This is a genomic window from Paraburkholderia gardini (assembly GCF_907164545.1).
In the GTDB taxonomy this organism is placed as follows: domain Bacteria; phylum Pseudomonadota; class Gammaproteobacteria; order Burkholderiales; family Burkholderiaceae; genus Paraburkholderia; species Paraburkholderia gardini.
The window spans coordinates 67,056-87,240 of sequence record NZ_CAJQZB010000022.1 but is presented as its reverse complement, the minus strand read 5'-3'; the positions used below and the strand labels follow the sequence as shown (position 1 = coordinate 87,240).

19 protein-coding genes are annotated in these 20,185 nt (G+C 64.3%); 16 read left to right on the top strand and 3 right to left on the bottom strand.

Features of this window, described 5'->3' with window-relative positions; all coding sequences use genetic code 11:
• Positions 1 to 2 precede the first annotated feature (2 nt).
• From LPA37_RS16525 to LPA37_RS16455, 15 genes are read left to right on the top strand one after another with little or no spacing between them, the layout of a single operon-like run.
• Complete coding sequence (locus LPA37_RS16525; protein WP_228981297.1) at positions 3 to 254, top strand: acyl carrier protein; 252 nt, start codon at positions 3 to 5, stop codon at positions 252 to 254.
• A complete protein-coding gene (locus LPA37_RS16520) occupies positions 254 to 895 on the top strand; it encodes a COG4648 family protein (protein WP_229013130.1) in 642 nt (213 codons plus the stop codon). Before LPA37_RS16525 ends, LPA37_RS16520 begins: the two co-directional genes overlap by 1 nt.
• Positions 896 to 900: 5 nt before the next feature.
• On the top strand, positions 901 to 2,592 hold the full coding sequence (locus LPA37_RS16515) for an AMP-binding protein (RefSeq protein ID WP_229013138.1): 1,692 nt from the start codon (positions 901 to 903) through the stop codon (positions 2,590 to 2,592).
• Positions 2,589 to 4,328, top strand: coding sequence for a glycosyltransferase family 2 protein (locus tag LPA37_RS16510; RefSeq protein WP_229013129.1), 1,740 nt, complete (start codon positions 2,589 to 2,591; stop codon positions 4,326 to 4,328). The genes LPA37_RS16515 and LPA37_RS16510 overlap by 4 nt, the downstream gene beginning before the upstream one ends.
• A complete protein-coding gene (locus LPA37_RS16505; protein ID WP_229013128.1) occupies positions 4,315 to 5,913 on the top strand; it encodes an HAL/PAL/TAL family ammonia-lyase in 1,599 nt (532 codons plus the stop codon). The genes LPA37_RS16510 and LPA37_RS16505 overlap by 14 nt, the downstream gene beginning before the upstream one ends.
• A complete protein-coding gene (locus LPA37_RS16500; RefSeq protein ID WP_229013127.1) occupies positions 5,910 to 6,341 on the top strand; it encodes an acyl-CoA thioesterase in 432 nt (143 codons plus the stop codon). The genes LPA37_RS16505 and LPA37_RS16500 overlap by 4 nt, the downstream gene beginning before the upstream one ends.
• Positions 6,329 to 7,003: a LolA family protein gene (locus LPA37_RS16495; RefSeq protein ID WP_228981288.1), complete on the top strand. Its 675-nt coding sequence runs from the start codon at positions 6,329 to 6,331 to the stop codon at positions 7,001 to 7,003. The genes LPA37_RS16500 and LPA37_RS16495 overlap by 13 nt, the downstream gene beginning before the upstream one ends.
• Complete coding sequence (locus LPA37_RS16490; protein WP_229013126.1) at positions 7,003 to 9,420, top strand: MMPL family transporter; 2,418 nt, start codon at positions 7,003 to 7,005, stop codon at positions 9,418 to 9,420. Before LPA37_RS16495 ends, LPA37_RS16490 begins: the two co-directional genes overlap by 1 nt.
• Positions 9,417 to 10,601 carry a beta-ketoacyl-[acyl-carrier-protein] synthase family protein gene (locus LPA37_RS16485; RefSeq protein ID WP_267478177.1) on the top strand — a complete coding sequence of 395 codons (1,185 nt, stop codon included), beginning with the start codon at positions 9,417 to 9,419 and terminating at the stop codon, positions 10,599 to 10,601. Before LPA37_RS16490 ends, LPA37_RS16485 begins: the two co-directional genes overlap by 4 nt.
• Positions 10,602 to 10,639: 38 nt before the next feature.
• Positions 10,640 to 11,131, top strand: a complete 492-nt coding sequence (locus LPA37_RS16480; RefSeq protein ID WP_228981324.1) for a hotdog family protein — start codon at positions 10,640 to 10,642, stop codon at positions 11,129 to 11,131.
• Complete coding sequence (locus LPA37_RS16475; protein WP_228981284.1) at positions 11,128 to 11,853, top strand: 3-ketoacyl-ACP reductase FabG2; 726 nt, start codon at positions 11,128 to 11,130, stop codon at positions 11,851 to 11,853. The genes LPA37_RS16480 and LPA37_RS16475 overlap by 4 nt, the downstream gene beginning before the upstream one ends.
• Positions 11,853 to 13,079, top strand: a complete 1,227-nt coding sequence (locus tag LPA37_RS16470) for a beta-ketoacyl-ACP synthase (RefSeq protein WP_228981281.1) — start codon at positions 11,853 to 11,855, stop codon at positions 13,077 to 13,079. Before LPA37_RS16475 ends, LPA37_RS16470 begins: the two co-directional genes overlap by 1 nt.
• Before the next feature lie 5 nt (positions 13,080 to 13,084).
• Positions 13,085 to 14,323, top strand: coding sequence for a beta-ketoacyl-[acyl-carrier-protein] synthase family protein (locus LPA37_RS16465; protein ID WP_228981323.1), 1,239 nt, complete (start codon positions 13,085 to 13,087; stop codon positions 14,321 to 14,323).
• Positions 14,324 to 14,360: 37 nt separating this feature from the next.
• Positions 14,361 to 14,858, top strand: a complete 498-nt coding sequence (locus tag LPA37_RS16460) for a signal peptidase (RefSeq protein ID WP_228981279.1) — start codon at positions 14,361 to 14,363, stop codon at positions 14,856 to 14,858.
• A 19-nt stretch (positions 14,859 to 14,877) separates the two neighbouring features.
• On the top strand, positions 14,878 to 15,312 hold the full coding sequence (locus LPA37_RS16455) for an excinuclease ABC subunit A (RefSeq protein ID WP_228981277.1): 435 nt from the start codon (positions 14,878 to 14,880) through the stop codon (positions 15,310 to 15,312).
• Positions 15,313 to 15,377: 65 nt separating this feature from the next.
• Here LPA37_RS16455 and LPA37_RS16450 read toward each other — a convergent pair whose 3' ends face one another.
• Positions 15,378 to 16,109 (bottom strand): class I SAM-dependent methyltransferase, encoded by a 732-nt coding sequence (locus LPA37_RS16450; RefSeq protein WP_228981276.1) that lies wholly within the window; start codon positions 16,107 to 16,109, stop codon positions 15,378 to 15,380.
• 158 nt (positions 16,110 to 16,267) lie between these two features.
• Between LPA37_RS16450 and LPA37_RS16445 the strand changes: the two genes are divergently transcribed.
• On the top strand, positions 16,268 to 17,512 hold the full coding sequence (locus LPA37_RS16445) for an NAD(P)/FAD-dependent oxidoreductase (protein WP_228981322.1): 1,245 nt from the start codon (positions 16,268 to 16,270) through the stop codon (positions 17,510 to 17,512).
• Positions 17,513 to 17,665: 153 nt separating this feature from the next.
• Here the strand turns inward: LPA37_RS16445 and guaD are convergent, their stop codons facing one another.
• Together guaD and LPA37_RS16435 are read right to left on the bottom strand one after the other, a co-directional pair.
• A complete protein-coding gene (guaD, locus tag LPA37_RS16440) occupies positions 17,666 to 18,979 on the bottom strand; it encodes a guanine deaminase (RefSeq protein ID WP_229013125.1) in 1,314 nt (437 codons plus the stop codon).
• Between the two features lie 131 nt (positions 18,980 to 19,110).
• Positions 19,111 to 20,139: an adenosine deaminase gene (locus LPA37_RS16435; RefSeq protein WP_228981269.1), complete on the bottom strand. Its 1,029-nt coding sequence runs from the start codon at positions 20,137 to 20,139 to the stop codon at positions 19,111 to 19,113.
• Between the last annotated feature and the right edge of the window lie 46 nt (positions 20,140 to 20,185).

The following is a 20,185-nucleotide window of genomic DNA, read 5'->3' as shown; positions in this document are numbered from 1 at the left end:
TCGTGAACGAGGCAGACATTCTTGAGCGCATCCGCGCCATCTTCAAGGAGAACTTCGCGATCGAGCCCGAGCGCGTGACGCCCGGGGCGAATCTGTTCGAAGATCTCGATCTGGACAGCATCGATGCAGTCGATCTCGCGATCAAGCTGCAGGAGATGACGGGCCGACGCATCAAGCCCGAGGAGTTCAAGTCGGTGCGCACGGTCGGCGACGTGATCGGCGCGGTCGAATCGCTGCTGGCGGCGCAGGGCTGATGCAGTCTGCTCCGTCAGACGCACCGGACGCTACGGCAGGCGGGGTGCGTCGGGTGCTGGGCGCGATCGTGCAGGTGCTGTTGAAGCTGGCGTATCCCGCGTTGATCCTGTGCGCCTGGAAGTGGGACACGCCGCGCTACGTCGGGCTCATGCTGTTCGCCATCCTGTGGTTGCAGCGCTGGGCGGGGACCGGCAGCGTGGCGTCGTCGCTGCGCAGGCTGACGGCCGTCGACTGGTGCGTCGCGGGCCTGTTGAGCTGCGCGTCGGCCGCCATCGTCGCGACCAACAGCGAGATGCTGCTGCGTATTTACCCATCGCTCGTCAACCTTGGCCTGCTGATCGCGTTTGGCGCGACGCTCGTGCGCGGGCCGACGATGATCGAGAAATTCGCGCGCATCAGAACGCCCGATCTCAGTGCGCCGGCCGTGCTGCACACGCGCCGCGTCACCCAGATCTGGTGCGGATTCTTCGCGCTGAACGGCACGTTCTCCGCGTATACGGCGTTCTTCTGGACGCGCGAGGCGTGGTCGCTCTATAACGGCGCGATCGCGTACTTCCTGGTCGGCGTGCTGCTGATCGGTGAAATCGTCTGGCGCTATCTCGTGGTGCTGCCGCGCGCGGCGCGCTCGGGGGCGGCATGAGCACATTGATCGCGCTGCACGATCTGCTGCTACCGGTGCGAACCGACGCGACCCCCGTGTGCCGCAACGGCGACACGGTGACCGGTTTCGCCACGTTTCGCGCGCGAGTCCTGAGCCTCGCGGATACGTTGCACGCGCAACCGTCGACGCGCTACGCGCTGTGCGTCGACGACGCTTACGATTTCGCGTGTGCGCTGTTCGCGCTCTTTGCCGCCGGCAAGGAGCCCGTGATTCCCGCGAACGCGACGCCAGGCTACCTCGCCGATCTTTCGGACGCGTTCGATGCCGTGCTGACCGACGCCAGCCTGCACGCGCTCTTCGCCGATGCGCCGCAAAAGCCAGGCATGCGGATCGCGACCATCGATCCCGTCGCGCCGCTCACGCTCTACACATCGGGCAGCAGCGGCCGGCCGAAGCCGATCCACAAGACGCTCGCGCAGTTCGACGCCGAAGTGCACACGCTCGAAACGCAGTGGGGCGCAACCGTCGGCGATGCGACGGTGCTGGCGAGCGTTCCGCATCATCACATTTACGGGTTGCTGTTTCGCGTCCTGTGGCCGCTTACCGCCGGTCGCGCGTTCGACCGTTTAGTCTGCATCGATCCGATGCAGTTGCAGGAGCGCGTCGATCGATGTGGCGCGAACGCCGTGCTGGTGTCGACGCCGGCGCAACTGTCGCGCTGGCCCGCGCTTGCGGGTTTTGGCACGCTCGCGCCTGTGCCGCGTGTGGTCTTTTCGTCGGGCGGTCCGCTCGCACGGGATACCGCGCGCGAATACGCCGCCGCGTTCGGTGCGGCGCCCGTCGAAATCTACGGCAGCACCGAGACGGGCGGTATCGCCTGGCGGCAGCAGAGCGAATCGGAGGCGTGGCAGCCGGTGGCCGGTATCGAAGTGCGTCGCGATGAAGACGGCGCGCTCAACGTGCGCTCGCCGCATCTCGATCACGACGGCTGGCATCGCACCGACGACGCCATCACGTTCGACGACGATGGCCGGTTCCGTCTGCGAGGCCGGCTCGATCGCGTGATCAAGCTCGAAGGCAAGCGGCTTTCGCTGCCCGAGCTCGAAGTGCGGCTTGCGCTGCACCCGTACGTCGCACAGGCGGCGGTCGTGCCGCTCGCGGGCGCGTCGCGCGAACGTGTCGGTGCGCTCATCGCACTCACCGATGCAGGCAGCACCGCGCTGCGCGGCGAAGGCCGGCTCGCGCTGACGAAAATCTTGCGACGTCATCTCGCGGCCTGGTTCGACGTCGTCGTGTTGCCGCGGCACTGGCGTTTTCGCAGCACGTTGCCGTTCGATGCGCGCGGCAAGCTGCCGGCCGCCGCCGTGGCCGCCGCGTTCGAGGCGCGCAGCGAAGGCGTCGAGGTGCTCGCCGAAGCGCGCACCGGCGACGAAGTGCATTACGACCTGCGCGTGCCGCCGGAACTGGCGCATTTCGCGGGTCATTTTCCTGGCTTGCCGATTCTGCCGGGCGTCGTGCAGGTCGACTGGGCGATTCGTCTCGCAGCGGAACATGTTCCTGATGCACGCGCCATTGCTTCGGTCGACCGGCTGAAGTTCATGGCCCCCGTGCCGCCCGGCGCGACGTTGAGCCTGAAGCTCTCGCACGATGCGACGCGCCGTCGCGTGCAGTTCGCCTACCGGCTTGGCGAGCGCGAATGCGCGTCGGGCGTGATCGTGTACCGGGAGCGCGTATGAACTTCGCGCCCTGCATCGTGATTCCGATCTACAACCACAAGGACGCGATTGGTTCGACCGTCGCGCATCTGGCGGTGCACGGCCTGCCGCTTTTCGTCGTCGACGATGGCAGCGATGAAGCCACGCAGCACGTGCTCGCCGCGCTGGCAGCGCAATACGCGGGACAGGTGACGCTGTTGCGTCTGCCGGTGAACGGTGGCAAGGGCGCGGCCGTGATGGCCGGCCTGCGCGCCGCCCGCGCGGCAGGTTACACGCACGGGTTACAGATCGACGCCGACGGCCAGCATGACGCCGCCGACGTGCCGCGTTTCATCGACGCGGCCCGCGCCGAGCCCGGCGCGGTGATACTCGGGCGGCCGGTATACGACGAAAGCGTGCCGAAGTCGCGTTTGTATGGCCGCTATCTGACGCATGTGTGGGTGTGGATCGAAACGCTGTCGTTCGAGATTCGCGATTCGATGTGCGGATTTCGCATGTATCCGCTCGATCTCGCCTGTGCGCTGATCGACAGCGTCGCGCTGCCCACGCGCATGGATTTCGACATCGAGATTCTCGTGCGTCTCTACTGGCGTCGCATCGCGTTTCGCGCGATTCCGACGCGCGTGACGTACGCGACCGACGGCGTCTCGCACTTCGACGTGCTGTGGGACAACGTGCGCATCAGCCGAAGCCATACGCGGCTCGTCGCGGGCATGCTGCTGCGTTTGCCGTTGCTGCTCGCGCACAAGGTGATGACGCGACGCGCGGTGCCCTCGCTCGATGCCGATGCCGCAAATGATGGAAAGCGTGGTCAGCACTGGTGGCGCATCGCTGAGCGCGGCAGCCAGCCAGGCATGTCGTTGCTCGCGCTAAGTTGCCGGCTTTTCGGCATGCGCTTTACCGCGTTGTGGCTGCATCCCGTGGTCGCGTACTTTCTGTTGACGGGCCGTGCCGCGCGCGTGGCGTCGCATAACTATTTCGCGCATCTCGCGCGGGCGTCATCGCCCGATGCGAAAACGCCGCGCCCAGGCTGGCTCTCCGCGTACCGGCAGATGCTGGCGTTCGCGCAGTCCGGTCTCGACAAGCTCGCTGCGTGGTCGGGGCGCGTCGACATGAAGGACGTGCGGTTCGACGATCCGCGAGCGTTCGAGGCGTTGAGCGCGAGTGGCCGCGGCGCGCTCGTGATCGGCGCGCATCTCGGCAACCTGGAAATGACGCGTGCGCTCGCCGCGCGCGGCGCGCACACGAAGGTGACCGCGATTGTCTATACGGAACACGCGCGACGCTTTAACAGCGTGCTTGCTTCGTCGAACAGCGACTTCACGCGGCGGCTGGTCGAAGTCAGCGACTTCGGTCCGGAAACCGCGATGATGATGCAGGAGCGCGTCGATGCCGGCGAGCTGCTCGTGATCGTCGGCGATCGCGTGCCGGCGCACGAAACAGGACGCACGACCGAGGCGCAGTTTCTCGGTGCGACCGCGCCGTTCGCGCAGGGGCCCTATGTGCTCGCGCATGCGTTGGGTTGCCCGGTGTACCTGTTTTTCTGTATCCGGGAGCAGTCTGGCTACCGGCTTTATTTCGAACCGTTCGCGGAGCGCATCGACCTGCCGCGCCGCGAACGCGCGCAGCATCTTGCTGCATGGGCGCAGCGCTACGCCGCACGCCTCGAACACTACTGTCGCAAGGCACCGTTTCAATGGTTCAACTTTTTCGATTTCTGGGCGCGCCCAGGTGGAGGCGCGAATGGCCGAACATGATCTGATCGACGATGCCGGGCTCGATGCGCAACCCGCCGTCGACAAGGCAATCGTCATCGGCGGACGCCGGCTGACGATCGAAGACGTGGTCGCGATCGCGGAGCGTCGCGCGCCCGTCGCGCTGAGCGACGATCCGGCATGGCGCTCGCGCATCGAGCGCGGCGCCGATTTTCTGCGCAGGCATCTCGCCTCGGGCGCGACGGTGTACGGCGTCAACACCGGCTATGGCGACGCATGCGTGGTCGACGTACCGATGGACCTCGTCGAAGCATTGCCATTGCAGCTCACGCGTTACCACGGCTGCGGCATGGGCGTGCATCTCGACGACGCCCAGACGCTTGCCGTGATCGCCGCGCGCCTCAACTCGCTCGCGTATGGTTTCTCGGGCGTACGACCTGTCCTGCTCGACCGTCTCGCCGATCTCATCAACCATCGCGTGCTGCCGCGCATTCCGTCGGAAGGGTCGGTGGGCGCAAGCGGCGATCTGACGCCGCTGTCGTATGTTGCCGCCGCGCTGGTCGGCGAGCGCGACGTGCTGTTCGAAGGCCAGTTGCGCGACGCGTCGGACGTGTGGGCGCAACTCGGCCACATGCCGCTCAGGCTCGCGCCGAAGGAAGGCCTTGCGTTGATGAACGGCACCGCCGTGATGACCGGTCTCGCGTGTCTCGCATTCGCGCGTGCCGATCATCTGACACGGCTTGCCGCGCGTCTCACCGCGCTCTCGACGGTCGCGCTCGACGGACGTGCCGCGCATTTCGACACGCTGCTGTTCGAAGCGAAGCCGCATGCCGGTCAGGCGGAAGCCGCCGCGTGGATCCGAGAGGATCTGGCGGGCCGCGCCGATACGCCGGGGCATCGTTTGCAGGACCGCTATTCGATTCGCTGCGCGCCGCATGTGATCGGCGTCGCGCGCGATGCGTTGTCGTGGGTACGGCGCGACGTCGAGAACGAACTGAACAGCGCCAACGATAACCCGCTGATCGATCCCGACGGCGAGCGTGTGCTGCACGGCGGCAACTTCTACGGCGGACACATCGCGTTCGCGATGGATTCGCTGAAAGTGGCCGTCGCGAATCTCGCCGACCTGATGGACCGCCAGCTCGCGCTGCTCGTCGACGACAAGTTCAACAATGGTCTGCCGCGCAACCTGTCGGGCGCGTCGCCTGCGCGCGCGCCGATCAATCACGGCTTCAAGGCCGTGCAGATTTCGTCGTCCGCGTGGACGGCCGAAGCGCTCAAGCTGACGATGCCCGCGAGCGTCTTTTCACGTTCGACCGAAGCGCACAATCAGGACAAGGTCAGCATGGGCACGATCGCCGCGCGCGACTGCCTGCGCATACTTGAACTGACCGCGCAGGTCGCGGCGGCGCATACGCTCGCGACGGTTCAGGCGGTGCGGCTGCGTTTGCGCATGAACGAAACGACGCCCGTGCCCGCGCCACTCCACGCGTTCGCTGGGCGTGTGAGCGCGCAGTCGCCGTTCGTCGACGAAGATCGCGCACTCGAACCCGACCTGCGCGCGTTGACCGCGCGCATCGTGGAGTGCGCGTTGATCGACGGCTATCGCGGAGAGCACATCGCATGACCGGAACCGGCAGGGTGCTCAGGGCGAGCGCGACGGTCGAAGTGCCGTTTCATGACGTCGACGCCATGGACGTCTGCTGGCACGGCCATTATCTGAAGTACTTCGAGATCGGTCGCGCGGCGCTGCTGCGCGCGTTCGACTACGACTATCCCGAGATGCGTGCCTCGGGTTATCTGTGGCCGATTGTCGAGGCGCATCTGAAATACGTGCGACCGGCCACGTACGGTCAGCGCATCGACGTGTGCACCGAACTGCTCGAATATGAAAACCGCTTGAAGATCGGTTACGAGATCGTCGACAGCGTGACGGGCACGCGACTCACGAAGGGCTATACGATCCAGGTGGCGGTCGACGCGGCGACGCAGGAACTGCAGTTCGTCTCGCCGCCCGTCGTGTTCGAACGGCTGGAGCGTGCATGGTCACGTTAAAACTTCGCGCGTACGTATTCGCGGCGGCGATCGCGTTGACGCTACCGATGTCGTCGCTGCCCGCACGCGCCGCGGGCACGCAGCAGGCGGCATCGCCAAACGACACGCAACTGGTCCAGCAGATCGCCGGTCGTCTCGCGCAGGCGAAAGGCATCCGCGCGCAGTTCACGCAGACACAGACGTTGTCCGCGATGAACCGGCCGCTCGTGAGCACGGGCTCGCTCGTGTTCTTCCGCGAGCGCGGCGTGATCTGGCAGATCGATACGCCCTACAAGGCGACATACGTCATCACCGATGCGGGCGTCGCGCAGGTCGACGCGAACGGCAAGCCTTTCACGGCGAATCGCCAGCCTCAGGGCGCGCGTGGCGTCGCGCAGGTTTCGAAGATGATGCGTGCGATGCTGGGCGGCGATCTCTCGGCGCTCTATTCGCAGTTCGACGTGAAGGCGGACGGCACGACCGCGCAATGGCGCATGCAGCTGACCCCGAACCAGCCGCAGCTCGCGCAGTCCATCAAGGGATTGCAGATGGAAGGCGGAGATTATCTGAAGACGCTGCGCATCACGCTCGCCAACGGTGATGTCACGCAGATCGGGTTCGCGAACAGCAACGCCATCGACGCGCTCGATCCGGCCGATCTCGCGCTGCTGGGGGCGAAGTAATGCAGGTGCTGCAGCAACGCGCCGCGCGGCACACATGGGGCATTCGTGCCGCGTGGCTGCTGCTCGCCGTGGTCGCGTCGCTGTATTGCGTGTGGCGGTTCACGGTCGGCTCGCCGTTGCAGACCAATCTGCTCGCGCTGCTTCCCGCCACCGAGGCGGACCCCGTCGCCGAAAAAGCCGTCGACACGCTCGCGGCCGCGCTGGGCGACCGCACGGTGCTGCTCGTCACATCGAACGATGCGACGCATGCGAAGGCCGCCGCGAAAGCGCTGGGTGCGACGCTCTCGAAGAGCGGCGCGTTCGCTTCCGTGATCGCGGAACTGCCGCCGTTCGATACTTCGCAGATCGCGCGTCTTTATCTGCCGTATCGCTTCAATCTGCTCGCGCCCGACGATCGCGCCGCGCTTGCGGGCGGTCCCGCCGCACTGCACGACGCGCTTGCGCAACGTTTATACAGCCCGATGCAGGGCGGCCTGTCCACCCCCGTCGCCGACGATCCATTCGGCTGGCTTCAGCACTGGATGGCCGGCCTGCCGCTCGCCACCTCGAATCTGGCAATCGAGGACGGCCTGCTGGTCGCGCACCGGGGCGCGGCGACGAGCGTGCTGATCGTTGCCACATTACCCGGCTCGGCATACGAATCGGAGACCCAGCATGCGGTGATGGAAGCCGTCGCGCACGGTGAAGCCGCGCTGAAAACGACATGGCCCGACGTCACGCTGGCCCGCACCGGTGCTGTGTTTTATGCGCAATCCGCGCGCGCCGCATCCGAGCGCGAGGTGCATCTGATCGGCGTGGCGTCGATTTGCGGCATCGCGTTACTGATGCTGTGGGTGTTCCGCTCGCCGCGTCTGTTGCTGCTGGGTTTCGTATCGACGGCGCTCGGCGTTGTCTGCGCGCTCGCGGTGACGATGCTGGTGTTCGGCAAGCTGCATCTGCTGACGCTCGTGTTCGGCGCGAGCCTGATCGGCGAAGCGGTCGACTATTCGATCCAGTACTTCGTCGTGTACCTCGGCGGCGCTCGCGACTGGGAACCGCGGCGCGGCGCGCGCGAAGTCCGCCCTGCACTGAGCGTTGCGCTCGCGACGAGCCTGCTCGGCTACGCGATCCTCGCCTGGGTGCCGTTTCCCGCGTTGAGGCAGATTGCCTGTTTCGCGATCGTCGGGATCTGCACGGCGTTCGCATCGGTGTTGTGGCTGTTGCCCGCGTTACTGATGCATGCGCCGAAGCGCACGCCGCAGCGGATCTTCAACGGCGGCGCCACCTTGCTTCGGCGATGGCAGGCCGCAATCGGCGGACGCCGCGCATGGGGCGTGGCGGTGCTACTCGTGATCGTCGCGATTCCGGGCTGGCTGCGTCTCACGAGCGACGACGATATTCATCTGCTGATCCAGCGCGATCCGGCGCTCGTCGCGCAGGAGCAGAAAGTGCGTGACGCGATTGGCGTCGACAACAGCGCGCAGTTCTTCGTCGTGCGGGGCGAGACGCCCGAAACGGTGCTGCAGCGCGCGGAAGCGCTCGGCGCGCGTCTCGATGCGCTGACGGGCAAGCTGAAAACGAACGGCTGGCAATCGGTGACTTCGTTCGTGCCTTCCGCGAAGCGTCAGCGGGAAGATCGCGCGTTGCTCGCGCAGCACGTATTCAACGATCCCGTCGCGTTACGCGCGATGCTGATCGATGCGGGTTTTCGCGACGCGGTCGCCGACGCGTGGCTGAAGGCGTGGGCGCAGTCCGGACAGTCCGTGCTGACGGTCGATCAGTGGCTCGCCGCGCCGTGGTCGCAGCCGTACCGGCATCTCTGGCTCGGCCAGGTCGATGCCGGTGCGAATGCTGCATCGCACGGTTATGCCGCTGTCGTGATCCCGCAAGGCGTCACGCCTGACAATCAGGCGGCATTGATCGCCACCGCGCACGCGTTGCCGGGCGTCGTGTTCGTCGACAAGGCGGCGAGCGTGTCGTCGCTGTTCGGCGAGTACCGTGTCGATAGCGGGATCTGGCTTGCGGGCGCGCTCGCGCTCGTGATGGCGTTGCTGATGGTGCGCTACCGGCCGCGCGGCGGCATCATGGTGACATTGCCGGTTCTGCTCGCTGTCGGCGTGACGCTTGCGGTGTTCGGCTACGCGCGCATACCGCTCAATCTCTTCAACTGGCTTGCGCTGATGCTCGTACTTGGCGTCGGCGCAAACTATGCTGTATTTCTGCGCGAAGGGTGCATACGCGCGCCGCACGAACTCGGCGCGGTGTGGACCGGCGTGCTGCTTTCGGCATCGACGACGTTGCTGTCGTTCGGTCTGCTCGCATTGAGCGCGATGCCCGCGCTGAAAAGTTTTGGCGCGACGCTGGCGCTCGGGATTGCCGTTTCGGTGCTGCTTGCGCCGGCCGGCATGCCGTCACAGGATGAAAGGAGGGCTACGTGAGCGTGTCACGAGTTTACTTACATGCCCTCGGCATGATCAACGCGCTCGGCGAAAATCTCCACGCAATCGTGCCGGCGCTGGCCGCGTGCCGCGCGCCCGGAATGGGCGTCGCGCACATGGGCATCGGCGATGCGTTCGTCGGCCGCGTGTGCGCGCCGCTCGACATTGCGCCGCCCGCGTCGCTCGCGCGATACGACTGCCGCAACAACCGCCTGCTGCTCGCCGCGTTGAAGCAGATCGAATCCGCGGTTCAGGCGGCGCGCGAACGGTATGGCGCGGACCGTATCGGCGTCGTGCTGGGCACGAGCACATCCGGCATCGATGCCGCCGAAACCGCGTTCGTCCATCAGGCGCAGGCGGGCGAGCTGCCCGCGAGCTTCAACTACCGGCAGATGGAAATCGGCACTGTCGCGCCGTTCGCGGCGGCCGTGCTGGGCATTCACGGCCCGGCATTCACGATTTCCACCGCGTGTACGTCGAGCGCCAAGGCGTTCGTTTCGGCGCGAAGGCTGCTGCAACTACGGCTTTGCGATGCGGTGATCGTCGGCGGTGTGGATTCCCTGTGCGAATTGACCGTGCAGGGTTTCGCCTCGCTCGAATCGACGAGCAACACGCGCACCAATCCGATGAGCCGCAACCGTAACGGTATCAACGTCGGCGAAGGTGCGGCACTGTTCCTGATGAGCCGCGACGAGGGTGCCGTGCGGCTCGCGGGCGCGGGTGAATCGAGCGACGCGCATCATATTTCGGCGCCGGACCCGCAGGGTGTCGGCGGTGAGATGGCATTGCGCGCCGCGCTGGATGATGCGGGACTGGCGCCGTCGGCGATCGGCTACGTGAATCTGCACGCCACCGCCACGCGCAAGAACGACGAGATGGAAGCGCATCTGATGTCGCGTGTTTTCGTGGAAGGCGTGGCGACGAGCGGCACGAAGCCGTTCACGGGTCATCAACTCGGCGCGGCGGGCGCGACCGAACTCGGCTTCGCATGGCTCACGCTCGCACGCGATGACGTCGCGCTGCCAAAGCATGTATGGGACGGCGAGGCCGACGCTGGATTGCCCGCGCTCGATCTCGTGGAGAGCGAGCGTTATCTGTCGCGGCCGGCCGGCCCGCAGTACGTGATGAGCAATTCGTTCGCCTTTGGCGGCAGTAACGTCAGCCTGATTCTCGGACGGTAATGGACGCGATGGATACCTCAACCGCCAGTGCTCACGCGATGCCCGTCGAACCGGAAGCGGGCGCGACATCGGGTCCGTTCGGGCCGATCGAAACGATCCTGCCGCATCGCGGCACGATGCTGCTGGTCGACGCCGTGCTGACGTACACCGACGAAACGCTGAGCGCCAGTGCGCACGTCGAAAGCGACGCGTGGTACGCCGACGCCGACGGCGCGATGCCCGCGTGGATCGGCATTGAACTGATGGCGCAGGCCATTGCGGCGCACGTCGCGCTGCTCGCGATGCGCGCGGGTGGCCGGGCGCGTCCGGGCGTGCTGCTCGGCTCGCGCAGTTACAGCGCGCTCGTGTCCGCGTTTGCCGCCGGTGCGCGCCTCACGATCGAGGCGAAGGAACTGCTGCGTAGCGAGGAAGGCCACAGCGCGTACGAATGCACGATCGATCACGACGGTGTGTGCTACGCGCAGGCCGTGATCAAGGTGTATCAGCCAGTCGACTTTCAGTCATTCATCGAAGGGAGCTTCAGCACATGAGCCGGCGTGTTCTCGTAACCGGTGCAAGCCGCGGCATCGGCCGCGCGATTGCCTACCAACTGGCCGCTGACGGCTTCACGGTATCCGTGCATTGCCGCACCGGACGTAGCGAAGCCGAGGCCGTGACGGCCGGCATCGCGGCGCAGGGCGGCGCGGCGCGCGTGCTGCAGTTCGACGTGCGCGAGCGCGCCGTGTGTCGCGAAGTGCTCGAAGCCGATATCGGCACATACGGACCGTACTACGGCATCGTGTGCAGCGCCGGCGTGACGCGCGATGCGGCGTTCCCCGCACTCACCGAAGAAGACTGGGACATCGTCATCGAAACCGGGCTCGACGCGTTCTACAACGTCGTGCATCCGCTGACGATGCCGATGGTGCGAGCGAAGAAGGGCGGCCGCATCGTCACGATCGCGTCGGTGTCCGGCGTCATCGGCAATCGCGGGCAGGTGAATTACAGCGCGGCGAAGGCCGGCCTGATCGGCGCGAGCAAGGCGCTGGCCGTCGAACTTGCGTCGCGCAACATCACGGTGAACTGCGTGGCGCCCGGGTTGATCGAAACCGGCATGCTCGACGACATGCCGCTCGAACATGCGCTGAAAACAGTGCCGATGAACCGCGTCGGCCAGCCGGCCGAAGTGGCTTCCGTGGTGAGCTTTCTGATGTCCGATGCCGCTTCGTATGTGACGCGGCAGGTCATCGGCGTGAACGGCGGGATGATCTGATGAAGCGCGTCGTCATTACCGGCATGGGCGGCGTCACGGCATTCGGCAGTGCGTGGGACGGCATCGAGGCCACGCTGCGCAGCGGCCGCAATGCCGTTCGACGCATGCCCGAATGGGATTATTTCGAATCGCTGCATACGCGGCTCGCGTGCCCACTGCCCGAATTCACGCTGCCTTCGCACTATCCGCGCAAGAAGACGCGTTCGATGGGCCTCGTATCGATGTACTCGGTGCGCGCAAGCGAGCTGGCGCTCACCGACGCGGGCCTCATCGACGACCCGACGATCAGCGACGGACGCATGGGTGTCGCGTACGGCTCGTCGTCCGGATCGGTGCAGCCGATCCGCGCGTTCGGCACGATGCTCGAAACCGGCTCGATGGGCGACGTCACGTCGAACAGCTACGTGCAGATGATGCCGCACACCACGGCCGTGAACGTCGGGTTGTTCTGGGAGCTGAAGGGGCGCATCGTGCCGACGTCGTGCGCGTGCGCATCGGGGAGCCAGGCAATCGGCTACGCGTATGAGGCGATCGCGACGGGCAGGCAGACGCTGATGCTCGCGGGCGGCGCCGAGGAACTGTCCGGTCCCGCGGTCGCCGTGTTCGATACGCTCTACGCGACGAGCACGCGCAACGACGAGCCGCATCTCACGCCGCGTCCGTTCGACGTCGCGCGCGACGGTCTCGTGGTCGGCGAAGGCGCGGCGACGCTCGTGCTCGAAGAGTACGGGCATGCGCTCGCGCGTGGCGCGCGCATTCATGCCGAGATCGTCGGTTTCGGCTGCAACTCGGATGGCGCGCACATGACGCAGCCCACCGCGGCGACGATGGCGTTCGCGATGCAGCTTGCGCTTCAGGATGCAAAGCTTCCGCCCGAAGCGATTGGGTACGTGAACGCACACGGCACGTCGACGGACCGCGGCGACGTCGCGGAAAGCCACGCGACCGCGCAGACATTCGGCGCGCACATGCCGATCAGCTCGCTGAAGAGCTATGTCGGCCATACGCTCGGCGCGTGTGGCGCGCTCGAAGCATGGTGGACGATCGAAATGATGAAGCGCAACTGGTATGCGCCCACGCTGAATCTGACCGATGTCGATCCGGCCTGTGCGCCGCTCGATTACATCGTCGGCGAAGGCCGCACGATCGACACCGAACATGTAATGACCAACAATTTCGCGTTCGGCGGCATCAATACGTCGCTGATTTTCAGGCGCGTGCCGTGAGCGTGATGGCAAAGCGCGGCATGCAGCGCGTCGTCGTGACCGGCATGGGCATCGTGTCGTGTCTTGGCAACGCGCTCGACGACGTGTCCTCCGCATTGCGCGCGGGGCGTGGCGGCATCACGCGTGTCGATGCATGGCGTGAGCGCGGTTTTGGCAGCCAGGTCGCCGGTGTTGCATCGGTGGCGAACGAGTTGCCGTTCGATCGCAAGCTCGAACGCTTCATGGGTGACACCGCGCGTTTCGCGGCCCATGCCGCGCGCAAGGCGATCGATGACGCCGCGCTCGATCCCGCTGCGTTGCGCTCGCCGCGCGCAGGCGCTGTGATCGGCTCGGGTGTCGGCACGATGTCGACGTACGACGCGGCGATGGCGGTCGCGAATGCGCGTGGCGTCGAGAAGACGCCGCCTTATACCGTGCCGCAGGCGATGAGCAGCACTGCTTCGGCGAATGTCGCGCAGGTGTTCGGCATCGAGGGCGTGACGTATTCGCCTTCGTCCGCGTGCACGACTTCTTCGCTCGCGATCGGACAGGCGATGCAGCTGATCCAGACAGGCCGCCAGGACATCGTGCTTGCGGGCGGCAGCGAATCGCTGCACGACAACATGACGCTGATGTTCGACGCGATGGGCGCGTTGTCCCGGCGTTTCAACGACACACCCGGGAATGCATCGCGTCCGTACGACGTGGCGCGAGACGGTTTTGTGATGGCGTCGGGCGGCGGCGTGCTGGTGCTCGAATCGCTGGAGCATGCGCTCGCACGCGGCGCGCGCATTTACGCCGGGCTGACCGGTTTCGGACATTGCACCGACGGCGCCGGGATGGTCACGCCGCACGCGAGCGGCATTGCACGCGCAATGCGCGAGGCGCTCGACGAATCCGGTGCACGTCCCGACTACATCAACACGCATGCACCTTCGACGCCACGCGGCGACGCTGAGGAACTGCTCGCGCTGCAGTCGATTTTCGGCGCGGAGATTCCCGCGTTTTCCTCGACGAAGGGATTGACCGGACATCCGCTTGGCGCGTGCGGCGCGCACGAGGCAATCTACGCGTTGCTGATGATGCGTGACGGTTTCATCGCGGGAACGACAGGAATCGAAGTTCCCGATCCGGCTCTGGATCTCGACCGGTTGCCGCTCGTGCGCGAGTCGCGTGAAGCGTCGATCGACACGGCGATGTCAGTTTCGTTCGGGTTCGGCGGGAGTTGTGCGAGCCTGGTGTTGAGTGCCTGGAAAGGCGTGTGAAGTAAAAGAAGATCAAACCATAACGAGGGAAATAACAATGAAGATGCGTTACACGCACGGCGTCGTGGCAATCGCGGTCGCGTTTGCGGCTCTGTCCCAGACCGCGCAGGCGGGAACCGAGGTGAAGTCGTTGCCGCTGCAGGCCGTGCTCGGGCAGGCGGCACCCGCAGGGCAGGCCACGCCGGGAAGGCGCATGCAGGCTGTCGCGCAGCCGCAGTCGGGCGCCGATATCGCGTTGTTCTTCGGCGACGAGGCACACCCGGCGGTTCGGAGCCAGCTCGGTGACGCATCGGAATCGGCGCGTATTGCGCGCAGGACCGACGATCAAACGACCGCATGCAATCGCGCGCTGAGCGAAGCGGTCGACAAGTTGCGCACGTATGCGCATGACCATAACGCGAACGCGATCATCAATATCCGCACGAGTTTTCATAGCACCGAAACCGCGTCGACGACGGATTTCACGTGCGGTGTGAGTGGTTCCGCTGCCGCGCTGCGTCTGCGCGGCGACGCTGTTGTACTCGAAACCAACTGATAAAACGGGGAACATGATCATGAAACGCCATTTGATGTTTGCTGCAGTCTTCGCGTCGCTGATGACGGGCCAGGCCTTCGCGCGCGATACCATCAACAACTTCCCGGTCGACGCAGCGCTGAAGAGCGAGCCGGGCAAGGTCGGCGATGACATTCCGCTGTATTTCGCGGGCCAGAAGCATCCGGCAGTCGTGAAGTCGTTAGGCGAGTTCGCGACCAACAAGAAGACCAATGCATTCGGCAAGAGCGACGAGGCTGCATGCCAGCACGTGTTTCTGTCAGCGGTGATCGAATTGCAGGAGCGGGCGCGCAAGGAAGGCGGCAATGCCGTCATCAATATCAAGAGCAACTACAAAAATGAAGAGCGCGAGAGTGCGACCGAGTACACGTGCGGCGCGGGTGCCGTGGTGGCGGGTGTCGCGCTGAAGGGCGACGTGGTGACGTTGAAGAAGTAAGCGGCGCGTGTAGTCGTCGTGGCAGCGTGGCATGCGCCGCACTGCCACGGCAGGTCGGGTCGGCGTCAGGACGACGGCGTTCGGGTCGCTGCCACGTTGACCAGCGTTTCGCGACGCTTGCCGGGTTGCGGACGATGCAGGCCGAGCCGCTCGAAGAGACCGAAGTCCCTGGCGCGGCTCCACCAGAGATAGGGCAGTGAGATGTTGCGTTCGCCGAATGCGAAACCGGCGTCGCGGATCATGCCGAGATATCCGTCAGCGCTTTTCTGCACGTGCATCGGATGACGGAACAACAGACGGATCACCCATGACTTGATGTATGCATCGGTCGATTCGGCGAAGAGCAGCACGCCACCCGGTTTCAGCACGCGACGGAATTCCGCCAGTGCGCGTTCCTGTTCAACGAGGTGGTGGAATGTTTGATGGCAGAACACGATGTCGGCGCTGGCGTCGGGCATCGGCAGGCGGGCACAGTCGCCGTGCATGACATCGATGGCTATGTGCGGCGGGCAGGCGCGGGCCGCGTTTCTGGCGAGTGCGAGTGACGGTTCATGAAAGTCGACGCCGGCAATGCGAGCCGGCTTGAACGCTTCGGCGAGCAGGCGAAACGAAATGCCCTGGCCGCAACCCGTATCGACGATGACCGGTGCGGCCGGCAGGGGTGTATCGATCAGGCGCTTGAGGTCGTTGATCGCGACGCGCAGGACGTGGTGCTCCCACGTATGGGTTCGCAGGAACCAGATGCCGAAGGCCGTTTCCGGCACGTATGGCACGCGGGATGTTTCAGCTGGCGACATATGGTCTCCTCGTCGCGATGTAATGGTCGATTGACTGATCTGCGCGTCATTGTAATTGGAAGTCGATGACGCGTGAGGGGATGGCGGGTACAGGGCGCGCTCTGTCTGCGACAACCGTGGATTACCAGAAGAGGGTTACCTTGAATACGAATACTGATATTAATACTCGTACGAAGACGGGCGATGCGGTGGATGTCGCGATCATTGGTGCGGGGCCTGCGGGTTCGGTTGCCGCGGCGTTGCTCCGGAAGGCCGGGTGTTCCGTACTCGTGCTGGAGCGCCAGCATTTTCCGCGGTTTTCGATTGGCGAGAGCCTGTTGCCGCAGAGCATGGCTTACCTCGAAGAGGCGGGCATGTTGCAGGCCGTCGTCGAGGCCGGGTTTCAGTACAAGAACGGCGCGCATTTCATCGCGGGCGAGCGCGTATCCTCGTTCGATTTCCGTGACAAGCACACGCCTGGATGGGGCACCACCTATCAGGTCGAGCGGGGCACGTTCGATGACCTGCTGATTGGCTGTGCCGCGAAAGCGGGCGCCGAAGTACGCTTTGGGCACACCGTGCGCGCGATGCAGACGGGCGATGCGCCGGTCCTGGACGTCGAGAACGAAGCCGGCAACACGTACAAGGTACACGCACGATTTGTCCTCGACGCTAGCGGGTTTGGGCGCGTTTTGCCGCGGCTTATGAATCTTGAGACGCCGTCACGGATGCCGACGCGCGCGGCGATTTTCACGCACGTTCAGGACGGGATTCCGTTCGGCGCGATGGATCGCAACAAGATCACGGTAGCGGTTCATCCGGAGCGTCGTGACGTGTGGTACTGGATGATTCCGCTTGCGGGCGGGCGATCTTCGGTGGGGTGTGTGGCTGAAGTGGCGTTCCTCGATGTACCCGAGGAGGCGCGTGAGGCGAGATTACGTGAGTTGATCCGGCAGGAGCCTACGTTTGCGCGGTTGATTGGCGATGCACCGTTTTTGATGCCTGTGCGGCATATTGGCGGTTACTCGGCGAACGTCGAGCGGTTGCATGGCGCGGGTTATGCGTTACTGGGTAATTCGGGGGAGTTTCTTGATCCGGTGTTTTCATCGGGCGTGACGATTGCCGTGCGTTCGGCGCATCTTGCCGTGCAGGTTTTGTTGCGGTCGTTTGATGGCGAGGCTGTCGACTGGCAGCGGGAGTATGACGTGCCGTTGCGGAAAGGGATTGATACGTTTCGGGCGTTTGTTGAACGGTGGTACACCGGTGAGCTTCAGGAGATTATTTTTTATCCTCATCAGACGGATTCCATCCGGAGGATGATCAGCGCTGTGCTCGCTGGATATGCATGGGATGAGAGCAATCCTTATGTCGCTGATCCTGAGCGACGACTCAAAACGTTGTTTGAGGTTTGTTCCCAAACCTAGTGGCTGTGTTTTTTTGTTGTTCTGGTTTTTGGGCCTTTCCTGGTTTTCGTACCGGTCTGTTTGTGCTGCCCCTTTGGCGGGGCGGCATTCTGGTTTTGTCTCGCCGATGCGGGTTCTTGCCAAAAACAAAAAAAAAGCCAAAAAACAAAAACATCAAACCGCGCCGCGAGGCGCACCCCTCGAATGAACAAGCCTCCCACCCGAATAAGTCTCAAACACAGCGCGATCATCGCCTAAAAGAGCAAACGAGAACAACAACTCTTCAAGCGATTCACACCGGGCATTCCGCCGGGCAAGCACTCGCGTCCCCGCCGGATCAAGCACGACAAAATCCGCTTCACTACCCGCGGCAAGCGTCCCAACCCTGTCGCCAAGATCCAGCGCCTCAGCAGCACCTGCCGTCGCCAGCCAGAACATCCGCGTAGCGCTCAGATGATGTCCGTTCAATCGCGCAACCTTGTGCGCCTCATTCATCGTCTGCAGCATCGAGAACGATGTGCCTCCACCCACATCCGTCGCCAGCGCCACCGGCATGCCCGCTTCACCCGCCGCGTCGAAATCGAACAGTCCACTGCCAAGGAACAGATTGGACGTCGGACAATGCGATGCCACCGCGCCGGTCTCCGCCATCCGTCGACGATCCTCGTCATCGAGATAGATGCAGTGCCCATACACCGCGCGACGACGCAGCAACCCGTAATGGTCGTAAATGTCCAGATAGCTACGATGCCCCGGGAACAGGTCGGCCACCCACTTCACTTCGTCTCTGTTCTCGGCAACGTGGCTCTGGATAAATACATCCGGATGCTCGCGTGCGAGCACGCCGCACGCCTCCAGTTGCGCTTCGGTCGAAGTCGGCGCAAAGCGCGGCGTCAATGCGTACATCTGGCGTCCACGGTTGTGCCAGCGACCGATCAGCTCGGCGCTGTCGTCGTAACCCGATTGCGCCGTGTCACGCAGAAACTCAGGACAGTTGCGATCCATCAGCACCTTGCCCGCCACCATCCGCAAATTTCGCGCTTCGCTTTCGGCAAAGAGTGCATCCGCGGATCCCTTGTGCACGGTGCAGTACACAAGCGCCGTCGTCGTGCCGCAGGCAAGCAGCTCATCGACGAAAAAGCTCGCGGTGTCGCGCGCGTACGCCGGATCCTCGAAGCGACGCTCCGTCGGGAACGTGTACGTGTCCAGCCACGGCAGCAGTCCGGGTGCCGGCGACGCAATCATGTCGGTCTGCGGATAGTGAATGTGCGTGTCGATAAACCCGGGCACGATCAGCTTGTCGCGCATCTCGCTGACCTGTGTGCCCGGAGCGAGCTGTTTCGATAGCGCCGCATACGCGCCGCTCGCAACCACGTGACCGTCCTCGACGATCAGAAGACCGTCTTCATTGAAGACCGCCGCATTGGACGATTGCGCGGGATCGCCATTGAAGGTCAGCAGTTGTGCGCGGTAAGCCGTTTGAGTCATGGAAAAACCGTCTCCGTCATAGGGAATCTAAAGTCTCAAGGCTGGCTCTCCTGCCAGCTCTTGTTGTCAGGGTTCAGGATTCAAAGCAGGGGAATGCACACGCAAGGCAAAACGCAACGCAAGCGCGTGCGTCAGGCGTTCCAGTGCGCGTCGAGCTTTGCGAACATCGCGTCGCGTTCTGCCGGCGTCACGAATGAAGCCTCAAAACTGTTGCGCAGAATCGTGTAGACCTCGGCATCGTTCAGCTTCAATGCCGCGATGGTCGCCACATAGTTCGCGTTTACATAGCCGCCGAAATACGCAGGGTCGTCGGAGTTCACCGTGACCGCGACGCCGCGTTCAAGCAGGTCCTTCAGCGTGTGTTTCGTCATGTCGTCGAACACGCACAGCTTGAGGTTCGACAGCGGGCACACGGTCAACGCCACGCGCGTATCGGCGAGGCGTGTCACGAGCGCGGGATCTTCGATGCTGCGTACGCCGTGATCGACACGGTCCACCTTCAGCAGGTCGAGCGCTTCGTAGATGTATGCCGGCGGCCCTTCCTCGCCCGCATGCGCGACGAGCTTCAGTCCCTTGTCGCGTGCCTTCGCGAACACGCGCCCGAATTTCGATGGCGGATGCCCACGCTCGGACGAGTCCAGTCCGACACCGATCAGGCGGTGACGGTACCGATCGAAAAGCGGCAGCGCTTCGTCGAAGGTGGCGAGGGCATCCTCCTCGGAAAGATGGCGCAGGAAACACAGGATCAGCTTGCTGGTGAGCCCGCGTTTTTCGGCGTCCGCAAGGGCACGTTCAATGCCGGCCACCGCTGTTGCAATCGGAACGCCACGTTCGGTATGCGTCTGCGGATCGAAGAAGATTTCGGTGTGAATGACGTTGTCGGCAAGCGCGCGTTCGGCGTACGCCATCGTCATGTCGTAGAAATCCTGTTCCTTGAGCAGCACGCTCGCGCCGGCGTAATAGATGTCGAGGAACGATTGCAGATCGGTGAACGCATACGCAGCGCGCAATGCATCGATCGAGTCGTACGCGAGCTTCACGCCGTTGCGCTCAGCCAGCGCGAAAATCAGTTCGGGTTCGAGCGAGCCTTCGATGTGAATGTGCAGCTCCGCTTTAGGCGCGGCTGCCGCTTTGGTAGTGAGGGCGTCGATTGGGGTCATGTTCTGTCGTGTACGTTTATGTCTGTGGAGCTTCCTTCGCTCCTGA

What these genes read in the sequence shown, in the direction of transcription:
- LPA37_RS16460 (WP_228981279.1), top strand. Translation starts at nt 14,361, where the DNA reads ATGAAGATGCGTTACACGCACGGCGTCGTGGCAATCGCGGTCGCGTTT.
- LPA37_RS16495 (WP_228981288.1), top strand. Translation starts at nt 6,329, where the DNA reads ATGGTCACGTTAAAACTTCGCGCGTACGTATTCGCGGCGGCGATCGCG.
- LPA37_RS16450 (WP_228981276.1), bottom strand. Translation starts at nt 16,109, where the DNA reads ATGTCGCCAGCTGAAACATCCCGCGTGCCATACGTGCCGGAAACGGCC.
- LPA37_RS16480 (WP_228981324.1), top strand. Translation starts at nt 10,640, where the DNA reads ATGCCCGTCGAACCGGAAGCGGGCGCGACATCGGGTCCGTTCGGGCCG.
- LPA37_RS16470 (WP_228981281.1), top strand. Translation starts at nt 11,853, where the DNA reads ATGAAGCGCGTCGTCATTACCGGCATGGGCGGCGTCACGGCATTCGGC.
- LPA37_RS16475 (WP_228981284.1), top strand. Translation starts at nt 11,128, where the DNA reads ATGAGCCGGCGTGTTCTCGTAACCGGTGCAAGCCGCGGCATCGGCCGC.
- LPA37_RS16435 (WP_228981269.1), bottom strand. Translation starts at nt 20,139, where the DNA reads ATGACCCCAATCGACGCCCTCACTACCAAAGCGGCAGCCGCGCCTAAA.
- LPA37_RS16510 (WP_229013129.1), top strand. Translation starts at nt 2,589, where the DNA reads ATGAACTTCGCGCCCTGCATCGTGATTCCGATCTACAACCACAAGGAC.
- LPA37_RS16500 (WP_229013127.1), top strand. Translation starts at nt 5,910, where the DNA reads ATGACCGGAACCGGCAGGGTGCTCAGGGCGAGCGCGACGGTCGAAGTG.
- guaD (WP_229013125.1), bottom strand. Translation starts at nt 18,979, where the DNA reads ATGACTCAAACGGCTTACCGCGCACAACTGCTGACCTTCAATGGCGAT.
- LPA37_RS16505 (WP_229013128.1), top strand. Translation starts at nt 4,315, where the DNA reads ATGGCCGAACATGATCTGATCGACGATGCCGGGCTCGATGCGCAACCC.
- LPA37_RS16520 (WP_229013130.1), top strand. Translation starts at nt 254, where the DNA reads ATGCAGTCTGCTCCGTCAGACGCACCGGACGCTACGGCAGGCGGGGTG.
- LPA37_RS16465 (WP_228981323.1), top strand. Translation starts at nt 13,085, where the DNA reads ATGGCAAAGCGCGGCATGCAGCGCGTCGTCGTGACCGGCATGGGCATC.
- LPA37_RS16455 (WP_228981277.1), top strand. Translation starts at nt 14,878, where the DNA reads ATGAAACGCCATTTGATGTTTGCTGCAGTCTTCGCGTCGCTGATGACG.
- LPA37_RS16490 (WP_229013126.1), top strand. Translation starts at nt 7,003, where the DNA reads ATGCAGGTGCTGCAGCAACGCGCCGCGCGGCACACATGGGGCATTCGT.